The organism is Streptomyces sp. NBC_01276 (genome assembly GCF_041435355.1).
Lineage (GTDB): Bacteria > Actinomycetota > Actinomycetes > Streptomycetales > Streptomycetaceae > Streptomyces.
The window spans coordinates 2,954,385-2,972,611 of sequence record NZ_CP108442.1 but is presented as its reverse complement, the minus strand read 5'-3'; the positions used below and the strand labels follow the sequence as shown (position 1 = coordinate 2,972,611).

General features: G+C 72.5%; 22 protein-coding genes. 13 read left to right on the top strand and 9 right to left on the bottom strand.

Annotated elements, in window-relative coordinates:
- Positions 1-69 precede the first annotated feature (69 nt).
- On the top strand, positions 70-1,197 hold the full coding sequence (locus OG295_RS12780; RefSeq protein WP_371676997.1) for an ATP-grasp domain-containing protein: 1,128 nt from the start codon (positions 70-72) through the stop codon (positions 1,195-1,197).
- 55 nt (positions 1,198-1,252) lie between these two features.
- The gene (locus OG295_RS12775; RefSeq protein WP_371676996.1) at positions 1,253-2,749 is read left to right on the top strand and encodes a CehA/McbA family metallohydrolase; all 1,497 of its coding nucleotides are present in this window, start codon (positions 1,253-1,255) and stop codon (positions 2,747-2,749) included.
- 52 nt (positions 2,750-2,801) lie between these two features.
- Here the strand turns inward: OG295_RS12775 and OG295_RS12770 are convergent, their stop codons facing one another.
- Positions 2,802-3,170 carry a cupin domain-containing protein gene (locus OG295_RS12770; protein WP_371676995.1) on the bottom strand — a complete coding sequence of 123 codons (369 nt, stop codon included), beginning with the start codon at positions 3,168-3,170 and terminating at the stop codon, positions 2,802-2,804.
- Between the two features lie 86 nt (positions 3,171-3,256).
- The gene (locus OG295_RS12765; protein WP_371676994.1) at positions 3,257-3,976 is read right to left on the bottom strand and encodes an alpha/beta hydrolase; all 720 of its coding nucleotides are present in this window, start codon (positions 3,974-3,976) and stop codon (positions 3,257-3,259) included.
- A gap of 113 nt (positions 3,977-4,089) precedes the next feature.
- Between OG295_RS12765 and OG295_RS12760 the strand changes: the two genes are divergently transcribed.
- The 3 genes from OG295_RS12760 to OG295_RS12750 all read left to right on the top strand — a co-directional run bounded on the left by OG295_RS12760 (position 4,090) and on the right by OG295_RS12750 (position 6,523).
- A complete protein-coding gene (locus OG295_RS12760; protein WP_371676993.1) occupies positions 4,090-5,238 on the top strand; it encodes an adenosine deaminase in 1,149 nt (382 codons plus the stop codon).
- A 136-nt stretch (positions 5,239-5,374) separates the two neighbouring features.
- Positions 5,375-5,644 carry a hypothetical protein gene (locus tag OG295_RS12755; protein WP_266841333.1) on the top strand — a complete coding sequence of 90 codons (270 nt, stop codon included), beginning with the start codon at positions 5,375-5,377 and terminating at the stop codon, positions 5,642-5,644.
- 132 nt (positions 5,645-5,776) lie between these two features.
- Positions 5,777-6,523, top strand: a complete 747-nt coding sequence (locus tag OG295_RS12750) for a hypothetical protein (RefSeq protein WP_371676992.1) — start codon at positions 5,777-5,779, stop codon at positions 6,521-6,523.
- Positions 6,524-6,612: 89 nt separating this feature from the next.
- Here the strand turns inward: OG295_RS12750 and OG295_RS12745 are convergent, their stop codons facing one another.
- The 3 genes from OG295_RS12745 to OG295_RS12735 form a co-directional block, all read right to left on the bottom strand.
- Entirely contained in the window at positions 6,613-6,831 is a 219-nt protein-coding gene (locus OG295_RS12745; RefSeq protein ID WP_371676991.1) for a PspC domain-containing protein, read from the bottom strand.
- Between the two features lie 68 nt (positions 6,832-6,899).
- Positions 6,900-7,475 carry a VanZ family protein gene (locus OG295_RS12740; protein ID WP_371676990.1) on the bottom strand — a complete coding sequence of 192 codons (576 nt, stop codon included), beginning with the start codon at positions 7,473-7,475 and terminating at the stop codon, positions 6,900-6,902.
- A gap of 81 nt (positions 7,476-7,556) precedes the next feature.
- Positions 7,557-8,192: a PH domain-containing protein gene (locus OG295_RS12735; protein WP_371676989.1), complete on the bottom strand. Its 636-nt coding sequence runs from the start codon at positions 8,190-8,192 to the stop codon at positions 7,557-7,559.
- Positions 8,193-8,306: 114 nt separating this feature from the next.
- Here OG295_RS12735 and deoC point away from each other — a divergent pair, with 114 nt between their 5' ends.
- The 3 genes from deoC to OG295_RS12720 are packed head-to-tail and all read left to right on the top strand — an operon-like array spanning position 8,307 to position 11,624.
- Entirely contained in the window at positions 8,307-9,269 is a 963-nt protein-coding gene (gene deoC / locus OG295_RS12730; RefSeq protein ID WP_266841823.1) for a deoxyribose-phosphate aldolase, read from the top strand.
- A 5-nt stretch (positions 9,270-9,274) separates the two neighbouring features.
- A complete protein-coding gene (locus OG295_RS12725) occupies positions 9,275-10,711 on the top strand; it encodes an aldehyde dehydrogenase family protein (RefSeq protein WP_371676988.1) in 1,437 nt (478 codons plus the stop codon).
- Positions 10,704-11,624, top strand: a complete 921-nt coding sequence (locus OG295_RS12720) for an aldehyde dehydrogenase family protein (RefSeq protein ID WP_371676987.1) — start codon at positions 10,704-10,706, stop codon at positions 11,622-11,624. Before OG295_RS12725 ends, OG295_RS12720 begins: the two co-directional genes overlap by 8 nt.
- Before the next feature lie 78 nt (positions 11,625-11,702).
- On the opposite strand, the gene OG295_RS12715 is transcribed toward OG295_RS12720, so the two are convergent.
- Positions 11,703-12,056 (bottom strand): hypothetical protein, encoded by a 354-nt coding sequence (locus OG295_RS12715; RefSeq protein ID WP_371676986.1) that lies wholly within the window; start codon positions 12,054-12,056, stop codon positions 11,703-11,705.
- Between the two features lie 155 nt (positions 12,057-12,211).
- Between OG295_RS12715 and OG295_RS12710 the strand changes: the two genes are divergently transcribed.
- Complete coding sequence (locus OG295_RS12710; protein ID WP_371676985.1) at positions 12,212-13,093, top strand: RNA-guided endonuclease TnpB family protein; 882 nt, start codon at positions 12,212-12,214, stop codon at positions 13,091-13,093.
- Between the two features lie 71 nt (positions 13,094-13,164).
- Positions 13,165-13,800: a uridine kinase gene (locus OG295_RS12705; protein WP_371676984.1), complete on the top strand. Its 636-nt coding sequence runs from the start codon at positions 13,165-13,167 to the stop codon at positions 13,798-13,800.
- A 158-nt stretch (positions 13,801-13,958) separates the two neighbouring features.
- Here the strand turns inward: OG295_RS12705 and OG295_RS12700 are convergent, their stop codons facing one another.
- Positions 13,959-14,654, bottom strand: a complete 696-nt coding sequence (locus tag OG295_RS12700; RefSeq protein WP_266841343.1) for a SigE family RNA polymerase sigma factor — start codon at positions 14,652-14,654, stop codon at positions 13,959-13,961.
- 172 nt (positions 14,655-14,826) lie between these two features.
- Here OG295_RS12700 and afsQ1 point away from each other — a divergent pair, with 172 nt between their 5' ends.
- From afsQ1 to OG295_RS12685, 3 genes are read left to right on the top strand one after another with little or no spacing between them, the layout of a single operon-like run.
- Positions 14,827-15,504: a two-component system response regulator AfsQ1 gene (gene afsQ1 / locus OG295_RS12695; protein ID WP_180291024.1), complete on the top strand. Its 678-nt coding sequence runs from the start codon at positions 14,827-14,829 to the stop codon at positions 15,502-15,504.
- Positions 15,501-16,988, top strand: coding sequence for an ATP-binding protein (locus OG295_RS12690; protein WP_371676983.1), 1,488 nt, complete (start codon positions 15,501-15,503; stop codon positions 16,986-16,988). Before afsQ1 ends, OG295_RS12690 begins: the two co-directional genes overlap by 4 nt.
- Positions 16,972-17,625, top strand: a complete 654-nt coding sequence (locus tag OG295_RS12685; protein WP_371676982.1) for a hypothetical protein — start codon at positions 16,972-16,974, stop codon at positions 17,623-17,625. Before OG295_RS12690 ends, OG295_RS12685 begins: the two co-directional genes overlap by 17 nt.
- A 193-nt stretch (positions 17,626-17,818) precedes the next feature.
- Here the strand turns inward: OG295_RS12685 and OG295_RS12680 are convergent, their stop codons facing one another.
- A complete protein-coding gene (locus tag OG295_RS12680) occupies positions 17,819-17,959 on the bottom strand; it encodes a hypothetical protein (protein ID WP_371676981.1) in 141 nt (46 codons plus the stop codon).
- A complete protein-coding gene (locus tag OG295_RS12675; RefSeq protein ID WP_371676980.1) occupies positions 17,956-18,162 on the bottom strand; it encodes a hypothetical protein in 207 nt (68 codons plus the stop codon). Before OG295_RS12675 ends, OG295_RS12680 begins: the two co-directional genes overlap by 4 nt.
- Positions 18,163-18,227: the final 65 nt, after the last annotated feature.

Sequence of the window (18,227 nt, the reverse complement as noted above, 5' to 3'; positions counted from 1 at the left end):
TGTCCCGCCGAGGTGGCCGCCGCCCGCCGTGCGGGCGCGCGCACCGTGGTGGTCGCGCCGGATCCATCGGTGCCATCCGACCGTGAGGGGGCGGAGCGGCGGGTACGGACGGACTGGCGCGACCACCCCCGCCTGGTCGGGGCCGTCGCCCGGCTGGCGGAGGTCGGCCACGGCAGGGCCCGCGTCTTCGGCTTCGGCCCCGCCACGGCCCTGGCCGCCGCCCGCGCCAACGAGGCCCTCGGCCTGCCCGGCACCCCGGCCTCCGCCGTCACCGCCCTCATGGACAAGGCCGCCCTGCGCGCCCGCGCCAACACCCTCCACCCCGCCCGGCCCGTCTCCTTCGCCCGCTGCGGCCGGGCCGCCCTCATCCCCTTCCTCACCGCCCTGATCGGCTACCCCTGCGTGATCAAGCCCCGCGCGGGCGCCCATGGCGAAGGCGTGCTCGTCGTCCACGACGAGGCCGGGGCGCGGGCCGCCGCCCCGCACTATCCCGAGGTCACCGACCTGCTGGTGGAGGAGTTCCTGGAAGGCCCCGAACTCGCCGTCCAGACCCTCTCCCGGCAGGGCCGCCACCGCGTCCTCGGCTGGACCAGGAGCCTGCCCGCCCCCACCCCCGAACCGGGCCCGCCCGCCCACGCCCCCACCGCCGCCGGGCACGACGCGCCCGTCGCCCTCGACCCCGCCACCGCCGAAGCCGTACGGGCCCTCGTGCGCGGCGTGCTCGACCTCGCCGGCCACCGCGACGGCCCCTCCCACACCGAGGTCGTCCTCACCGCCCGCGGCCCCCGCCTGATCGAGACGCACCCCCACCCCGGCGCCGAGGAGGTCACCCGGCTGCTGCGCCTCGCGCACGGCACCGACGTACTCGCCCACGCCCTCACCGCCGGCCTCGGCCTGCCCGCGCCCGTCCGCAAACCGCCCGCCACCGCCCACGCGGGCCTGCGCTACGTCGACTTCCCGCCCGGCAGCGGCCCCGCCGGGGCCGCCGACGCCCTCACCGCCGCCCGTGCCCTCCCCGGAGTGGTGCGCGTCCGGCTCCAGGTCCCGGCGGACGCCACCGTCCGCCGGGCCCCCACCGGCGCCCTCCACCACGCGTACGTCCTCGCCACCGGCCCCACCCGCCCCGCCCTCACCCGCAGCCTGGACCGGGCCACCACCCTCCTCCGCGCCCCCGCCCCCGCCCCGCGCACCGGCTAGACCGCCCACACACCGAATCCACGCGGGATTCACCTCCCCCGGCCACCCTGGGGACATGGCGATGACCCGACGCGATCTGCTGGCGGCCGCCGCGGCCGCCCCGCACGTCCCCTCCGCCGTCACCGGCACGGGCACCGGCACCGGGGGAGCCCCCACGACCAGGACCCTGCGCGGCACCATCCCCGCGGGCGCCCCGGACTTCGTCGAAGTCCCCCTGGACGTCCCCGCCGGCGTACGCGAGTTGCACGTCTCCTACACCTACGAGAAGCCCCCGGTGCCGCCCGGCACCCCCGGCAACGCCCTGGACATCGGCATCTTCGACCCGCGCGGCACCGCCCTCGGCGGCCACGGATTCCGCGGCTGGTCCGGCGGCGCCCGCGCGGAGTTCTTCCTGCGCACCGACGCGGCCACCCCCGGCTACCTGCCCGGCCCCATCGACCCGGGCCGCTGGCACCTGCTCCTCGGCCCGTACACGGTGGCCCCGCGAGGACTCCCGTACGAGATCACCGCGACGTTCTCCTACGGACCCGCCGCCCCCGGGGCCCCGCTCCGCTACCCGTCGCAGCGTGCCCGGGGCCGCGGCCGCGCCTGGTACCGCGGCGACCTCCACGTCCACTCCGTGCACTCCGACGGGCGCCGCACCCCGGCCGAGACAGCCGCCCTCGCCCGCGCCGCCGGCCTGGACTTCATCAACTCCTCCGACCACAACACCCACTCCGCGCACGCCGCCTGGGCCGATGTCGTCCCCCCGGAGCTCCTCGTCCTCACGGGTGAGGAGGTCACCACCCGCACCGGCCACGTCCTGGCCGTCGGCACCGACCCCGGCACCTTCGTCGACTGGCGCTACCGGGCCCGCGACGACCGCTTCGGCCGGTTCGCCCGTACGATCCGGGGCGCGGGCGGCCTCGTCGTGCCCGCGCACCCGCACGCCACCTGCATCGGCTGCGCCTGGAAGTTCGGCTTCGGCGAGGCCGACGCGGTCGAGGTCTGGAACGGTCCCTGGACCCCGGACGACGAGGTCGCGCTGGCCTCCTGGGACGCCACCCTGCGCGGCGCCCGCGGCGACCGCCGGCTCCCGGCCGTCGCGGGCAGCGACCACCACCGCGACCCGGACCGGGTCGGCACCCCGCAGACCGTGGTCCTGGCCGACGACCTCACCCGCGAGGCGGTCCTCGCGGGCCTGCGCTCCGGCCGCTCCTACGCCGCGGAGTCCGACCGCGTCACCGTCTCCTTCGACGCCGTGACCGGCCGCGGCGCGCACGCCGGCATCGGCGGGCGCCTGTCCACCCCCGACCCGGACACGGACGTGCTCGTACGGCTCTCGGTGACCGGCTCCGCCACCGAGGGCTGCGAGCTGCGGCTGGTGACCGACCAGGGCGTGGTCCTCACCGTGCCGGCCGCCGCGGCCGACGCGGTGCCCGCCCCGGTGGAGTGGCACACCACGCCGGCGCGCTCGGCCTACGTACGGGCGGAGGTCCGCCATCCGGCGGGCGCCCCGCCGCTGCCGGGCGCCCCGGCGGCGCTCACCAACCCGGTCTTCCTCGACGGGTGACCGACGGGCGGTTCGACGGGCGGTTTCGACGGGTGGTTCGGCGGGTGTGGGATCAGGACGCGGGCTTCGCGTAGCTCCCGTAGCCGGTCCAGTCCAGGACGACACAGGGGTCGTCCCCCAGTACCCAGGCGTCGTGTCCGGGCGCGATCTGCAGGAAGTCACCGGTGCCGTACTCGCCGCTCTCCCCGTCGTCCATGACGACCTGGATGCGCCCGCTCACCACGTACCCGGTGTGCGCGGACTCGCAGCTGTCGGTGCCCGCCAGCGGCTTGACGTGCTCGGACCACTTCCAGCCCGGTTCGAACACGGCCCGCCCGACGGGCCCGTCGGCGGTCTGGAGGAGGTCCAGCCTGCCCTTTCCGCCCTCGAACGGCCGCGTCTCGTCGGCGCTGTCGAAGCTTCTGCGCACCAGTCCGGCCATGGGTGATCGCCTCCCGCAAGGCACCCCGAGCCACCCCGAGTCCAGTCCTCACTCTACGCTCGCGCCGCCCGTCCGACAGCGGATCCTCAGCCGCGCAGGGACCGCCCGAACCCCGAGGCCAGCGGCATCCGCAGCCCCAGCGGCGGCGGCGCCGCCAGGGCGTCGGTCACCGGCCGCGAGTACCGCCCGGAGAACATCGACCCGAGGACGAAGTCCACGCAGAGCGCCACCACTTCCGCCTGGTGGTCGCGCAGCCCGTGCCCGTCGGAGTGCACCTCGAACCGGCAGGTAGAACGATTCGCCTTCTTGGCCCGCGCCGCCAGCCGGAAGGAGGACTCCGGGTCGCTGCGCGCGTCGTTCGTGCCGTGCACGATCAGCACATGACGGCCCGCGAGCTGTTTCACCGGTTCAGGGGAGGCCTCGCGCGCGGCCTCCGGCAGCCAAGGGGCGAGCGCCAGCACCGAGTTGACGGCATCGTGCCCCGCCTCCCGCAGTGCCGCCCCGCCGCCCGCGGAGTAGCCGGCCAGGCACACGGGCACGTCCCCGTAGAGCCGTACCGCCTCCTCCACCGCCCACCGCGCGGCCTTCTCCCGGGAGCCCGCGCCGTGCGCCACGGTGTGCGCGACCAGCCCGTCCCGTCCGCCCGTCCGGGCCAGTGCCCGCGCGAGCGGACGCACCGGACCGGGGGAGAGTCTGGACGCTCCGGGAAGCAGGAGGACCACACCACTGACCGTCGAACCCGAGCCGTTCGCGCCGGCCGCCCGCCCCAGACGGGCCCCGCGCGCCGGCGGCGCATGCTGTGCCATGGCGGAACAGTCTCAGACTGACAGGTGTACGCCACCCGTCCGTACGGTCTCTGTTACATATCGACCCCCTGCGCCAACCGGTGCTCTACGCGCGTAGGAGCTAGAGTGCGCAGATGACGAGCGAGACCCCCAACCTGCCCACCCCGGATCAGATCCGCCGCTCCCCGAAGGTGCTCCTGCACGACCACCTCGACGGTGGGCTGCGCCCCGGGACCATCATCGAGCTGGCCCGCGAGGTCGGCTACGAGAACCTTCCCGAGACCGATGCCGACAAGCTGGGCATCTGGTTCCGCGAAGCAGCCGACTCCGGCTCCCTCCCGCGCTACCTGGAGACCTTCGCGCACACCTGCGCGGTCATGCAGACCAAGGAGGCCCTCTTCCGGGTCGCCGCGGAGTGCGCCGAGGACCTGGCCGAGGACGGCGTCGTGTACGCCGAGATCCGCTACGCCCCGGAGCAGCACCTGGAAGCCGGCCTGACCCTCGAAGAGGTCGTCGAGGCGGTCAACGACGGCTTCCGCGAGGGCGAGCGCCGCGCCAAGGCCAACGGCCACCGCATCCGCGTCGGAGCGCTGCTGACGGCCATGCGGCACGCGGCCCGCGCGCTGGAGATCGCCGAACTGGCCAACCGCTACCGCGACAACGGCGTGGTCGGCTTCGACATCGCCGGCGCCGAGGCAGGGTTCCCCCCCACCCGTCACCTCGACGCGTTCGAGTACCTCAAGCGCGAGAACAACCACTTCACGATCCACGCGGGCGAGGCCTTCGGCCTGCCGTCGATCTGGCAGGCCCTGCAGTGGTGCGGCGCCGACCGGCTCGGCCACGGCGTGAAGATCATCGACGACATCGAGGTCGCCGAGGACGGCTCGGTGAAGCTGGGCCGCCTGGCCTCGTACGTCCGGGACAAGCGCATCCCCCTGGAGATGTGCCCGACCTCGAACCTGCAGACGGCCGCGGCCGCCTCGTACGCCGAGCACCCGATCGGTCTGCTGCGCAAGCTGCACTTCCGCCTGACGGTCAACACCGACAACCGGCTGATGAGCGGCACCAGCATGAGCCGCGAGTTCGAGCACCTGGTCGACGCCTTCGGCTACTCGCTCGACGACATGCAGTGGTTCACCGTCAATGCGATGAAGTCCGCGTTCATTCCTTTCGATGAACGACTGGCGATGATCAACGACGTGATCAAGCCGGGCTATGCGGAGCTGAAGTCCGAGTGGCTGTTCCGTCAGACCGCTTCGACCAGCGGAACTGTATCGGCCTAGGCCACGGGATAACGCACGGAAAGCGCTCGGGAGCACCAACTCCCGGGCGCTTTCTCATATTGACTGATGTTTGCGGCCGGGGGTTTGACGTGACTAGCTTGCGGAGCCGCTCAATTCCCCGTCGCAAGGACAATTCATGAAGCTGTCAGCTGCCAAGTCCCTCGGTCTCGCTGTCGTCGGAGCCGCCCTCGCCGCGGGCGCTGCCGGCACCGCCTCCGCCGCCGGGCTCCCGGCCGCCAACCTGACGGACGCCCTCGGCACCGTCACGGGGGCCACCAGCTCGCTCACGAACCAGACCGAGCACGGCCAGGACGGTCAGCAGTCCTCCGACCCGACCGCCCCGGTCACGAACCTGCTCGGCGGCCTGGCCCCGGCCACCGGCGCCCTGAACGGCCTCGGCGGCTGACGCTGCCGCGATGCGCACGCGCGTGCGGCGGACGCGCACCCCTTCGAACGGGTGTGTACTCCGCCGCGCGGTGTGCCACGATCGCCACCAACTGCCCGCCGACGCACGGGGTATGAGGTCAAGGTCATGCGCATGAAGGCACGAGCGACGATGATCGCACTGGTTCCCTGCCTGCTCCTCGCGGCGGTGGGGTGCAGTGGATCCCCGGCCCCCGCAGCGGGCAGGTCCCCGGACCCGAAGGGTTCCGCGGCGGCCCCCGCCCCGGGTGCCTCCGGCGCCCCGGCCGTCTCCGCCGCGCCCAAGGCCAAGGACGCCACCCTGGAGGCGGCCGCCCTCCGGCAGGGCGACCTGGCCGGCTATCAGATCTCAGCGCAGGGCAAGAACCCGAACGCCCCCGACGGCCAGCCGCAGGCGGACAAGAAGGCCTGCCAGCCCCTCGCCGACGTCATGGGCGACAAGCCGGACCCGGCGGCGCACGAGACCGTCAACCGCGGCGTCGGCTCGCAGAAGCAGGCCGGGCTCGCGGTCTCCGCCTCCGTCAGCTCCTACAGCGAGAGCGACGCCAAGCGGGTCCTCTCCCGGCTGCGCGAGGCCGTGGCGGCCTGCGGCGCGGGCTTCACCGCCACCGTCCAGCAGCAGACCGGCGCCTACCGCGACGTGAAGGCGACCCCCTACAAGGCCGACGGCGACGAGAGCGTCAGCTGGACCACGACGGCCGCCGCCGCGGGCGTCTCGGCACAGGTCCACCTGGTCGTCGTGCGCGAGGGGGACCGGGTCGTGCGCCTGATGGCCCTCAACGTGGCCTCCGCCGACAAGAAGGTGCTGGTCCCGCAGGAAGTGGCGGACAAGCAGCTGGAGAAGGTCCGCAAGGCGGGCTGAACTCTCCTCGGATTCCGCGCGGATCCCTCTTCGGCCCGCCCGGGACCGCGGCGGGTCCACCCCGACGGCCGGGGCCGCCGTGGCCCGGACTACCAGGCGGTGCGCGCCGAACCGGTGGCGGAAGAGGCCTTCTCGTTCGGCATCAGCAGCCACAGCGCCAGGTAGATCAGGAACTGCGGGCCGGGCAGCAGGCACGACAGCACGAAAATGATGCGCATCGTCCGCGTCTTGATTCCGAAGCGGCGCGCGAGGCCGGCGCAGACGCCACCGATCATCCGACCGTCACGGGGGCGGGTCATCGCGCTCATGGTCTGTCTCCTTCGTAGCGGGACTTTCGTATCGGAACCGCCCGGAATCCCGTGTCCCGTGCGATGTCTCAATACTCCCGCGGTACCGCCGACAGGACCTCGGCCCAAGGTGCCAGGCCGACCCTGGTAATTCTCGGGGTGGACCCCTGAGGCCGCAGCGAGCGCCGCATCCGGGCCCTCAGGGCCGGCAGCACCGCGAGGTGGACGAGGACCACCCCGAGCGTGTTCAGCAGCAGCGAGTCCACGTCCACGACCCGGCCCGGGACCGCGCTCTGCAGCATCTCGATGCTCAGGGAGATCAGTACCGTCGCGGCCGTCGTGCGGCCCAGCGAGGACCACGCGCCCAGCGACGAGTGGGTGAGCCGGCCGCCGGCCAGCGGCAGCAACGCCCCCAGCGGGGCCAGCAGGGCCACTCCCTCACCGATCCGCCGCGCGGCCTCCAGCGGCCCGTAGGCGAGGTCCGCCCGGATGCCCTCCAGGAAGTCCAGGTTCGCCGCCGCCGCCCAGGGGACGTCCAGCGGGCGCAGGGTCAGCCATCCGACGAGGACCAGATGAGCGGCCAGCAGGGCCCCGCTCAGGAGGCGGAGCCGGAGCGGGAGCTGTGTGGCGGTGGCGGCGCTGCCGCTGCCCTCAAGACGGTGCACACCCGGGAGGACGCACCCCCCGGTGGCGCCGGTTCCGGACCTGCCGGGGGGAGTGGTGCAATTCGCCGATCGCGCGCCGGGTCAGCCCGTGGCGAGCAGGACGATCAGCGCGACCGCGCCGACCACGGTGGGAGCGATGATCTCGTAGGCCCACTTCACGGAGACGGAGCCCTGCGCCCCGGGCCGCGCGGCCCCGCGCTCGGCGAGCTCGCGCAGCTCGTCCACGACCTGGTCGGCGGCGGCCCGCTCGGGACCGGCCGTGCCCGCCGTGCCCGTGCCGCCGTCCTGCCCGAGCCCCTTGCCGCCCAGCGCGTCACGGCGGCTGAACTTGCGGCTCGCCTTCTTGCGCTCGCGCAGCGACACCGGCACCGACCAGAGCTGGTACTTCGACCCCTCCGCGAGCACCTCCGCCGAGTACCCGGCGCGCACCGCGTCCACGGCCCCCCAGGGCAGCTCGATGATGCGGAAGGGGTTGCGCACCCGCATCCGGTCGTCGTTGGCGAAGACCGCCGGCCGCACGGTGAAGGCGACCGTCAGTGGTACGGCGAACAGCGCGATGGCGAGCCCGACCCAGCGGGCGCTCCCCTCGCCGCGCACGACGGCGTCCCCGCACAGCCAGGCGATCAGGGCCAGCAGCACCACCCCGGTGACGACGGCCATGGGGGAGCGGTAGACGCGGTCGGCGTAGACCGGCTCGTGGGGGGAGGGCGTAGTCATGCCGCCGATTGTGCCGTACGCCCGGCCGGGTGCACCGATGACGGATGTCACGCGCAGATGTGCGCGAGGGGGGTGACAGGAAGCTACGCGCGTAGATATGCTCATGTGGTGACCATGCCCACCACCCTCACCGCATTCGCTGACGTGACGACGTCCGACAGCGCGCTGCGCCGCTTCCTGCACGGGCTGCCCGGCGTAGACGCAGTCGGCCTGGAGGCCCGCGCGGCCTCCCTCGGCACCCGCTCGATCAAGACGACGGCCAAGGCGTACGCCATCGACCTGGCCATCTCGATGATCGACCTGACCACGCTTGAGGGTGCGGACACCCCGGGCAAGGTGCGGGCGCTCGCCGCCAAGGCCGTCAACCCCGACCCGACCGACCGCAGCACGCCGATGACCGCCGCGGTCTGCGTCTACCCCGACATGGTGGCCACCGCCAAGGCCGGGCTGAACGGCGCCGACGTCAAGGTCGCCTCCGTCGCCACCGCCTTCCCGGCCGGCCGCGCGGCCCTGCCCGTCAAGCTCGCCGACACCCGCGACGCCGTCGCCGCCGGCGCCGACGAGATCGACATGGTCATCGACCGTGGCGCCTTCCTCGCCGGCCGCTACCTGGACACGTACGAGCTGATCAAGGCCGTCAAGGAGGCGTGCGTCCGCGAGGACGGCACCGCCGCCCGGCTCAAGGTGATCTTCGAGACCGGCGAGCTGTCGACCTACGACAACATCCGCCGCGCCTCCTGGATCGGCATGCTCGCGGGCGCCGACTTCATCAAGACCTCCACCGGCAAGGTCGGCGTCAACGCCACCCCGGCGAACACGCTGCTGATGCTCGAAGCCGTCCGCGACTTCAAGGCGCAGACTGGCATTCAGATCGGCGTGAAGCCCGCCGGCGGCATCCGGACCACCAAGGACGCGCTGAAGTTCCTGGTCCTGGTCAACGAGACCGCGGGCGCGGACTGGCTGACCAACGAGTGGTTCCGCTTCGGCGCCTCCAGCCTGCTGAACGACCTGCTCATGCAGCGCCAGAAGCTGAGCACCGGGCGTTACTCCGGTCCCGACTACGTGACGGTGGACTGATCACCATGGCATCCCTTTTCGAGTACGCACCGGCCCCCGAGTCCCGCTCGGTCGTCGACATCGCCCCCTCTTACGGGCTCTTCATCGACGGCGAGTTCACCGACGCCGCCGACGGCAAGGTCTTCAAGACCGTCTCCCCGTCCTCCGAGGAAGTCCTCGCCGAGGTCGCCCAGGCCGGCGCCGCCGACGTCGACCGCGCCGTGAAGGCCGCCCGCAGGGCCTTCGAGAAGTGGTCCGCGCTGCCGGGCTCCGAGCGCGCCAAGTACCTCTTCCGCATCGCCCGGATCATCCAGGAGCGCAGCCGCGAGCTGGCCGTCCTGGAGACCCTGGACAACGGCAAGCCGATCAAGGAGACCCGCGACGCGGACCTCCCGCTCGTCGCCGCGCACTTCTTCTACTACGCGGGCTGGGCCGACAAGCTCGACCACGCGGGCTACGGCGCCAACCCGCGCCCCCTCGGCGTGGCCGGCCAGGTCATCCCCTGGAACTTCCCCCTCCTGATGCTCGCGTGGAAGATCGCCCCGGCGCTCGCCACCGGCAACACGGTCGTGCTGAAGCCGGCGGAGACGACCCCCCTCTCGGCGCTGTTCTTCGCGGACATCTGCCGCCAGGCGGGCCTGCCCAAGGGCGTCGTCAACATCCTCACCGGCTACGGCGACGCGGGCGCGGCCCTCGTCGAGCACCCGGACGTCAACAAGGTCGCCTTCACCGGCTCGACCGCCGTGGGCAAGAAGATCGCCCGCCACGTCGCCGGCACCGACAAGAAGGTCACCCTGGAGCTGGGCGGCAAGGGCGCCAACATCGTCTTCGACGACGCGCCCATCGACCAGGCCGTCGAGGGCATCGTCAACGGCATCTTCTTCAACCAGGGCCAGGTCTGCTGCGCGGGCTCCCGCCTGCTGGTCCAGGAGTCGATCCACGACGAGCTGCTGGACTCCCTCAAGCGCCGCCTCTCCACGCTGCGCCTGGGCGACCCGCTCGACAAGAACACCGACATCGGCGCGATCAACTCCGCCGAGCAGCTCGCCCGGATCACCGCGCTCGCCGAGACCGGCGAGGCCGAGGGCGCCGAGCGCTGGTCCCCCGCGTGCGAGCTCCCGTCCGCCGGCTACTGGTTCGCCCCGACGCTCTTCACGAACGTCACCCAGGCGCACACCGTCGCCCGCGACGAGATCTTCGGCCCGGTGCTGTCCGTGCTGACGTTCCGCACCCCGGACGAGGCCGTCGCCAAGGCCAACAACAGCCAGTACGGCCTGTCCGCCGGCATCTGGACGGAGAAGGGCTCGCGCATCCTCGCGGTCGCGAACAAGCTCCGCGCGGGCGTCGTCTGGGCCAACACGTTCAACAAGTTCGACCCGACCTCGCCCTTCGGCGGGTACAAGGAGTCGGGCTTCGGCCGCGAGGGCGGCCGCCACGGCCTGGAGGGCTACCTCGATGTCTGAGCGAAGTGTCGAAAAGGGCGGCTCCGCCGCCGGGCGTCTGAGCGTCTTCAAGACCTACAAGCTGTACGTCGGGGGCAAGTTCCCCCGCTCCGAGAGCGGCCGGGTGTACGAAGTGACGGACTCCAAGGGCAACTGGCTGGCCAACGCCCCGCTGTCCTCCCGCAAGGACGCCCGTGACGCGGTCGTCGCCGCCCGCAAGGCCTTCGGCGGCTGGTCGGGCGCGACCGCGTACAACCGCGGCCAGATCCTCTACCGCATCGCCGAGATGCTGGAGGGCCGCCGCGAGCAGTTCGTCCGCGAGGTCGGCGAGGCCGAGGGCCTGTCCAAGTCGAAGGCCGGCGCGGTCGTCGACGCGGCCATCGACCGCTGGGTCTGGTACGCGGGCTGGACCGACAAGATCGGCCAGATCGTGGGCGGGGCCAACCCGGTCGCGGGCCCGTTCTTCAACCTCTCCACCCCGGAGCCGACGGGCGTGGTCACGGTCGTGGCCCCGCAGGACTCGTCGTTCCTGGGCCTGGTCTCGGTGATCGCCCCGGTGATCGCCACCGGCAACACCGTCGTGGTCATCGCCTCGGAGGGGTCTCCGCTCCCCGCCCTGTCCCTGGGCGAGGTGCTGGCCACCTCCGACCTGCCGGGCGGCGTGGTCAACGTCCTCTCCGGCAAGGCCGCCGAGATGGGCCCCCACCTGGCCTCCCACCAGGACGTCAACGCGATCGACCTGGCGGGTGCCGACGCGGCCCTCGCCAAGGAGCTGGAGATCGCGGCGGCGGACAACCTCAAGCGCGTCCTGCGTCCACAGCCTGTGGACGACTGGAGCGCCGACCCGGGCACCGCGCGCATGACCGCCTTCCTGGAGACGAAGACGGTCTGGCACCCGACGGGCTCCCTGGGCGCGGGCGGAAGCTCCTACTGACCCGTACGCGGGCCCCGTCCCCATGAACCGGCCCCGGCAGTCATCCCCCGTCTGCCGGGGCCTTCGTGCGCCCCGCCCCTACCCCTTCGGCAGGACCGGCCCCAGCAGCGAGGAGACGGCGGTCTCCGGGATCTCCTTCACCGACGGGCCCTGCGTCAGGATCCCGGTGACCATCCCCGTGCCGACCGAGGGGAAATCGGCCACCTTCGTGGCCACGCCGTTGTCCAGGGGGTCCACGCCGGTGTGCGCCAGCGGGTTCACCTTCAGGTTCCCGATCGGATTGGCGACCCCCGCCACGGCCGCGGGGACGTCGAGTTCCCCGGCCTGTGCGGCGCCTGCCGCCATCGCCAGGGCCGCGCCGGCCATGGAGAGGGTCAGGCCGGCGGCGCGGAGCCGCTTCGGCGAAGGGTCGGAGGCTGCGTGACGTGCCATGGGTTCCCGCCTGTGGTCGTAGTCGCGTGCGCACGCAGCGTAGTTGAGGTGTGGCGCCGGGTACCAACCGGCCACCGGGAGCCGGTCACTCGTTCGTGGCGATCCACGCGCATTCCGCGTAGGCGGAGGGACCCCGGCGACAGGTTCGCGACGTGATGGCACGGACGGATGTGGAGGTGCCCCGGTTCGCCCGGTTCGTCTTCCGGCTGCGCGTGTCGGCCACCGCTTCGTCGGCCCTCCTGGCGGAGTGGGACCGGTGCCGGTGGGTGTGGAACCGGTGCGTGGCCGAGTCCCGTGCCGCGCACAAGAGCCGGGAGGAACTCGACCCGGCCCGGCTGGACAAAATGCTGACGGGCTGGCGCGGCCGGCACCACTGGTACGCCTCGTTCGTCGCGCCGGCGCACGTCGAACCCCTTCCCGCCACGGGCAGGGCGGTCGGTGTCGACTGGGGCGTCACGGAGACCGCGACCACCACGAGTGACGACCACGACCTTTCCCACCCCGAGCACGGGGGGAAGGCCTCCGGGCGACTGGCCCGCTACCAGCGGATGATGGCCCGCAGGATGCCCCGGCGCGGCCAGGCTGCCTCGAAGGGTTACCGCAAGGCCGCACAGCATGCGCGGAAGGCGTACAAGAAGGTCACCCGCCGGCGGCAGGACACCGCTCGAAAGTGGGCCAAGCGGCTCGTTACGGCGTTCGACCAGATCGCGGTGGAGGACTTCCGGCCGAAGTTCCTCGGAAAGTCGGCCATGGCACGCAAGGCGGCCGACGCGGCGATCTCCACCACCAAGCACGAGCTGATCCACATGGCGCACAAACACGGCCGGGTCCTCCACCTCGTGCATCCGGCACACACCTCCATGGACTGCGGACGGTGCGGAGCGAGAGCCAAGCACGTACTCCCGTCGTCAGAACGTACGTACACGTGCGCCGTGTGCGGAGCCGTCTCCCGGGACGAGAACTCCGTGTGCGTGATGCTCGTCCGGGCTGGTCTCATCCCGGCTGGTGCTGATCGCGGAAGACCTGGCGGCCCGTAGGGCCGCCGGGCTGCGTGAGCCAGGGATCCCCCTTTTGTCTTTACGAGGGGGAGGAGTCAAACTGGTGTCCCGTGAGCTGTTCATCTCCCCTTCCCACGCGCGTCGTCCTGCTGACCGGTCCCTCGGGATCCGGCAAGTCCTCGCTCGCGGCCCGCTCGGGCCTGCCCGTACTGCGCCTGGACGACTTCTACAAGGAGGGGACGGACCCGACCCTCCCGCTGGTCGAGGGCAGCTCCGACATCGACTGGGACTCCCCGCTCTCCTGGGACGCGGACGCCGCCGTCGCCGCCATCGAGGAGCTCTGCGCGACGGGTCGTACGGAGGTCCCCGAGTACTCCATCGCCACCTCCTCGCGCACCGGCGCGGAGGCCCTGGACATCGGCCGGACCCCGCTGTTCATCGCGGAGGGGATCTTCGCCGCCGACATCGTGGCGCGCTGCCAGGAGCTCGGGCTGCTCGCGGACGCGATCTGCCTGCGCGGGAGGCCCTCGACGACCTTCAGGCGGCGGCTCGCCCGCGACCTCCGGGAGGGGCGCAAGTCCATCCCGTTCCTGCTGCGCAGGGGCTGGCGGCTGATGCGGGCCGAGCGGGGGATCGTGGCGCGGCACGTCGCGCTCGGTGCCCACGCCTGCGCCCGTGACGAGGCCCTCGGCCGCCTCGCCGCCGCCGCGGCCGGCCGCCACCGCACGGCGAACACCCCGGCCTGATACGGCGGACACCTGGACCGCGTGGAGAAAAGAAGACGCGGAGAAATGAAAAGGCGGGACCGCACGGCCCCCCGGCCGTTTGATCCCGCCTCTTCTCCCCCCGCGGCCCCCGCCCCACCCCCGCAGGGCGGACCCCCCGACCGCTTGGTCTTTGGCCGTTACGCGACGAGCTCCCCGAAGGACTCCGCCTCGTCACGCCCGAAGCTCAGCGCCTCGTCGTCCCGCAGTCGCCGCAGCGACCGCCAGATGCTCGACTTCACGGTGCCGACGCTGATGCCCAGGATCTCCGCGATCTCCGGGTCGGTGCGGCCCTCGTAGTAGCGCAGCACCAGCATCGTGCGCTGCGGCTCCGGGATCCGGGCCAGCGCCTGCCACAGCACCGCGCGCAGTTCCGTGCCGCGCATCGCGTCCGTGTCGGAGGCCGTCTCCGGCAGCTCCTCGGTCGGGTACTCGTTCAGCTTGCGCCGACGCCAGGCACTGATGTGCAGGTTGGTCATCGTGCGCCGCAGGTAACCGCCGACGGCCGCCTTGTCGCTGATCCGGTCCCAGGCGCGGTACGTGGAGAACAGCGCGCTCTGCAGCAGGTCCTCGGCCTCGTGGCGGTCGCCGGTGAGGTGGAAGGCCGTCGCGTAGAGCGCGGCCCGCCGCTCCTGGACGTACGCCGTGAACTCCGCCTCCGAGGTGGAGGACGGGGTGCGCGGTGCGGGAACCGCCTGGTACTGGTTCGCGTCAATGGCTGTGATGTGTGCCGGCCGCGGACGGGCGACCGTCACGTTACGGACACCCGCCCGGCGGTTCACATCGTGCAGCCGCGTGACAACCGCGCTGGTCGTGGTGCTGTGCAGCGTGTTCATCTCGCGCCCCCCGTCGTGGAGTCTGCTTCGGTCCGTGCTTGATGACAGAAGCCTGCCCGCCCGACATAACCGGGGTGTCCTTCGACTGTCACAGGCCTGTCACAGCCACCCGCGGCCGGATCCGGCACGTACGACGGTCGAGTCCCGACGGCCGATGGGACAGAATGAGCGCGTGCCTTTCCTGCTGCTGATCGAGGACGACGACGCCATCCGCACGGCCCTCGAACTTTCCCTGTCACGCCAGGGCCACCGTGTGGCCACCGCGGCGACGGGAGAGGACGGCCTGAAACTGCTGCGCGAGCAGCGGCCGGACCTGATCGTGCTGGATGTGATGCTGCCCGGGATCGACGGCTTCGAGGTGTGCCGGCGGATCCGCCGCACCGACCAGCTGCCGATCATCCTGCTCACGGCCCGCAGCGACGACATCGATGTCGTCGTGGGCCTGGAGTCGGGCGCCGACGACTACGTGGTCAAGCCCGTCCAGGGCCGGGTGCTCGACGCCCGGATCCGGGCCGTGCTGCGCCGCGGTGAGCGCGAGGCGAGCGACTCCGCCGTGTTCGGCTCCCTGGTCATCGACCGGGCCGCGATGACGGTGACGAAGAACGGCGAGGACCTCCAGCTGACCCCGACCGAGCTGCGACTGCTGCTGGAGCTCAGCCGCCGGCCCGGCCAGGCGCTCTCGCGCCAGCAGTTGCTGCGCCTGGTCTGGGAACACGACTACCTGGGCGACTCGCGTCTCGTCGACGCCTGCGTGCAGCGGCTGCGCGCGAAGGTCGAGGAAGTGCCGTCCTCGCCCACGCTGATCCGTACCGTCCGGGGTGTCGGCTACCGGCTGGACTCCCCGCAGTGATCAGAGCCCTGTTCGCGGGCCGGCGCTGGACCAGCCTGCGGCTGCGGCTGCTGGTGGTGTTCGCACTGGTCGCGCTGACGGCCGCGGTCTCCGCGTCCGGGATCGCGTACTGGCTCAACCGCGAGGCGGTGCTCACCCGTACCCAGGACGCGGCCCTCGGGGACTTCCGCCAGGAGATGCAGAACCGGGCCGCGGCCCTGCCCGCCGACCCGACCGCGGAGGAGATGCAGCGCACCGCCGAGCTGATGGCGGGCAGCAGTCCCGGTTACAGCGTGCTGCTCGTGCACGAACGCAAGGACGGCCGCAAGGTCTTCGGCGCTGCCGGGGCGGACTCCTTCGGGCTGGACGACGTACCGAAGTCGCTCCAGCACGCGGTGAACGACCGGCAGAAGACGACGGCCGCCAACGACGCCGAGTACCACATGTACTGGCAGCGCACGAAGCCGAACGGGAACCCGTACCTGGTCGGGGGCACCCGGATCGTGGGCGGCGGGCCGACGGGCTACATGTACAAGTCGCTCGCCACGGAAAGGGCCGATCTCAACGCCCTGGGCTGGTCGTTGACCATCGCGACGGGTCTGGCGCTGCTCGGCTCGGCGCTGCTCGCGCAGGCGGCGGCGCGGACCGTGCTCAAGCCCGTGCAGCGGCTCGGGGACGCGGCGCGCCGCCTCGGCGAGGGTGAGCTGGACCACCGGCTGGAAGTGTCGGGCACCGACGAACTCGCCGACCTGGCGCACACGTTCAACAAGACGGCGGAGGCGCTGGAGAAGAAGGTCGCCGACATGAGCGCGCGCGAGGAGGCGAGCCGGCGGTTCGTGGCGGACATGTCGCACGAGATGCGCACGCCGCTGACGGCGCTGACCGCGGTGGCCGAGGTGCTGGAGGAGGAGGTCGAGGACCTCGACCCGATGATCGCGCCGGCGGTGGGGCTGGTCGTGAGCGAGACGCGGCGGCTGAACGACCTGGTGGAGAACCTCATGGAGGTCACCCGCTTCGACGCGGGTACGGCGCGCCTGGTGCTGGACGACGTGAACGTCGCCGACCAGGTGACGGCCTGCATCGACGCCCGTGCCTGGCTGGACGCGGTCGAACTCGACGCCGGGCGCGGGATCGTGGCGCGGCTCGATCCGCGTCGGCTCGACGTGATCCTGGCCAACCTGATCGGCAACGCCCTCAAGCACGGCGGCTCGCCGGTGCGGGTGTCGGTGGCCGTGGAGGGGGAGCAGCTGGTGATCGCGGTCAGGGACAACGGTCCCGGCATCCCCGAGGAGGTGCTCCCGCACGTCTTCGACCGCTTCTACAAGGCGAGCGCGTCCCGGCCGAAGTCGGACGGCAGCGGGCTGGGCCTGTCGATCGCGATGGAGAACGCGCACATCCACGGCGGTGACATCACGGCCGGGAACGGTGCGGACGGCGGGGCCGTCTTCACCCTGCGGCTGCCGATGGACGTGGGGAAGGTGATCCCGGATGACGTGGACGCGTAGGAAGCCGGTGGCGCTGCGCGCGCTGGGCGGGCTGGCTGCGCTGCTCGTGCTGTCCGGCTGCGGGATCCGGGCGACCACGGTGCCGGTGGACGTGGGCGCGGCGCCGTCCCGGGTGTCCTGCGACACCCCGGCGCAGCCGGCCGGCGAGAGCGGGGTGCAGGGCTTCCGGGCCACGGTGGAGCTGGTGTGCGGTTCGCAGCTGGTGGGCGTGGAACGGGTTGTTCCGGCGCCCGAGAAGCGGTCCGGGCGCGACCCCGTGGTGCTGGTCGCGCAGGCACTGCTGGAGGCGCTGGAGAAGCAGCCGTCCGGGGAGGAACGGGACGCGGGCTTCACCACCGGGGTCCCGGACGGCCTGTCGGCCGCCCCGGCGCGGCAGGGCGACCCGGCGGGGACGCTGCGGCTCAGCCGCAAGCCGGAGGACCTGCCGCCGGTGGCGCTGTCCCAGGTGGTGTGCACGCTGGCGGCGAGCGACGCGGTGTTGGCGGGGCCCGGCCCGGTGGTCCTGGGCGGGCCGGACGCGGACCCGCCGCGCGCGTGGGAGTGCACGGAAGCGGTCCGGTCGAGGCCGGAGTCGGTGCCTACGCTGGGGGAGCTGGTCCGGCCCTCGGCTTCGCCTTCGGGGTCGGCTGGGGGCTGAGGTTCGGGGGCTGGGGCTTCCCAGCCTGCGTGAAACGGCGACCTGAGCGTCCTGCGGCGCAACCGGACGCGTCAGATCGCTACGCGCTTCTCATGGTTTGGCGTCCTGCGGCCGTCCGGGGCCGGTATCCGTAGGGAAGGACGGCCGGAGAGGTCTGGGGAGGGCCCCGAGGAATCGCCGTTCTCCGGGGCCGTCAGTTCTCGGGGCAGCGGCTCTTTCCCGCGCGGCGCCAGAGCAGGGCCATGCCCGTGGCCAGGACGGTCAGGGCCACGAGGGCGATGGCGGCCTTGAGCGCGCGGTCCAGCAGGAGGTGCTGGATCAGGTCGGCGTTCATGACCGGCCCGCCCCGCGGCGGGCGCGGGAGGCGGCCACGTGCAGGCCGGCCCGGAGCAGGGGTTCCAGGGAGCCGCGGACCTGGTCGAGCCTGCCCCGGCGCTTGAGGCGCAGGGCGACCGCGAAGACCACCAGGGCCGCGACGACGAGGGCGGCGGCGATCAGGGCGAACCTGACCAGCAGGAACGTGAGGACCGTTTCCACGGGATGACCTCCGGGATTTATTTGTCACGGCTGTGATAAATACCTTTGTAGCACACGCGTGATAA

Coding starts and splice junctions, on each gene's coding strand:
- OG295_RS12775 (WP_371676996.1), top strand. CDS start 1,253: ATGGCGATGACCCGACGCGATCTGCTGGCGGCCGCCGCGGCCGCCCCG.
- OG295_RS12770 (WP_371676995.1), bottom strand. CDS start 3,170: ATGGCCGGACTGGTGCGCAGAAGCTTCGACAGCGCCGACGAGACGCGG.
- OG295_RS12765 (WP_371676994.1), bottom strand. CDS start 3,976: ATGGCACAGCATGCGCCGCCGGCGCGCGGGGCCCGTCTGGGGCGGGCG.
- OG295_RS12760 (WP_371676993.1), top strand. CDS start 4,090: ATGACGAGCGAGACCCCCAACCTGCCCACCCCGGATCAGATCCGCCGC.
- OG295_RS12755 (WP_266841333.1), top strand. CDS start 5,375: ATGAAGCTGTCAGCTGCCAAGTCCCTCGGTCTCGCTGTCGTCGGAGCC.
- OG295_RS12750 (WP_371676992.1), top strand. CDS start 5,777: ATGAAGGCACGAGCGACGATGATCGCACTGGTTCCCTGCCTGCTCCTC.
- OG295_RS12745 (WP_371676991.1), bottom strand. CDS start 6,831: ATGAGCGCGATGACCCGCCCCCGTGACGGTCGGATGATCGGTGGCGTC.
- OG295_RS12735 (WP_371676989.1), bottom strand. CDS start 8,192: ATGACTACGCCCTCCCCCCACGAGCCGGTCTACGCCGACCGCGTCTAC.
- deoC (WP_266841823.1), top strand. CDS start 8,307: ATGCCCACCACCCTCACCGCATTCGCTGACGTGACGACGTCCGACAGC.
- OG295_RS12725 (WP_371676988.1), top strand. CDS start 9,275: ATGGCATCCCTTTTCGAGTACGCACCGGCCCCCGAGTCCCGCTCGGTC.
- OG295_RS12720 (WP_371676987.1), top strand. CDS start 10,704: ATGTCTGAGCGAAGTGTCGAAAAGGGCGGCTCCGCCGCCGGGCGTCTG.
- OG295_RS12715 (WP_371676986.1), bottom strand. CDS start 12,056: ATGGCACGTCACGCAGCCTCCGACCCTTCGCCGAAGCGGCTCCGCGCC.
- OG295_RS12710 (WP_371676985.1), top strand. CDS start 12,212: ATGGCACGGACGGATGTGGAGGTGCCCCGGTTCGCCCGGTTCGTCTTC.
- OG295_RS12700 (WP_266841343.1), bottom strand. CDS start 14,654: ATGAACACGCTGCACAGCACCACGACCAGCGCGGTTGTCACGCGGCTG.
- OG295_RS12685 (WP_371676982.1), top strand. CDS start 16,972: ATGACGTGGACGCGTAGGAAGCCGGTGGCGCTGCGCGCGCTGGGCGGG.
- OG295_RS12680 (WP_371676981.1), bottom strand. CDS start 17,959: ATGAACGCCGACCTGATCCAGCACCTCCTGCTGGACCGCGCGCTCAAG.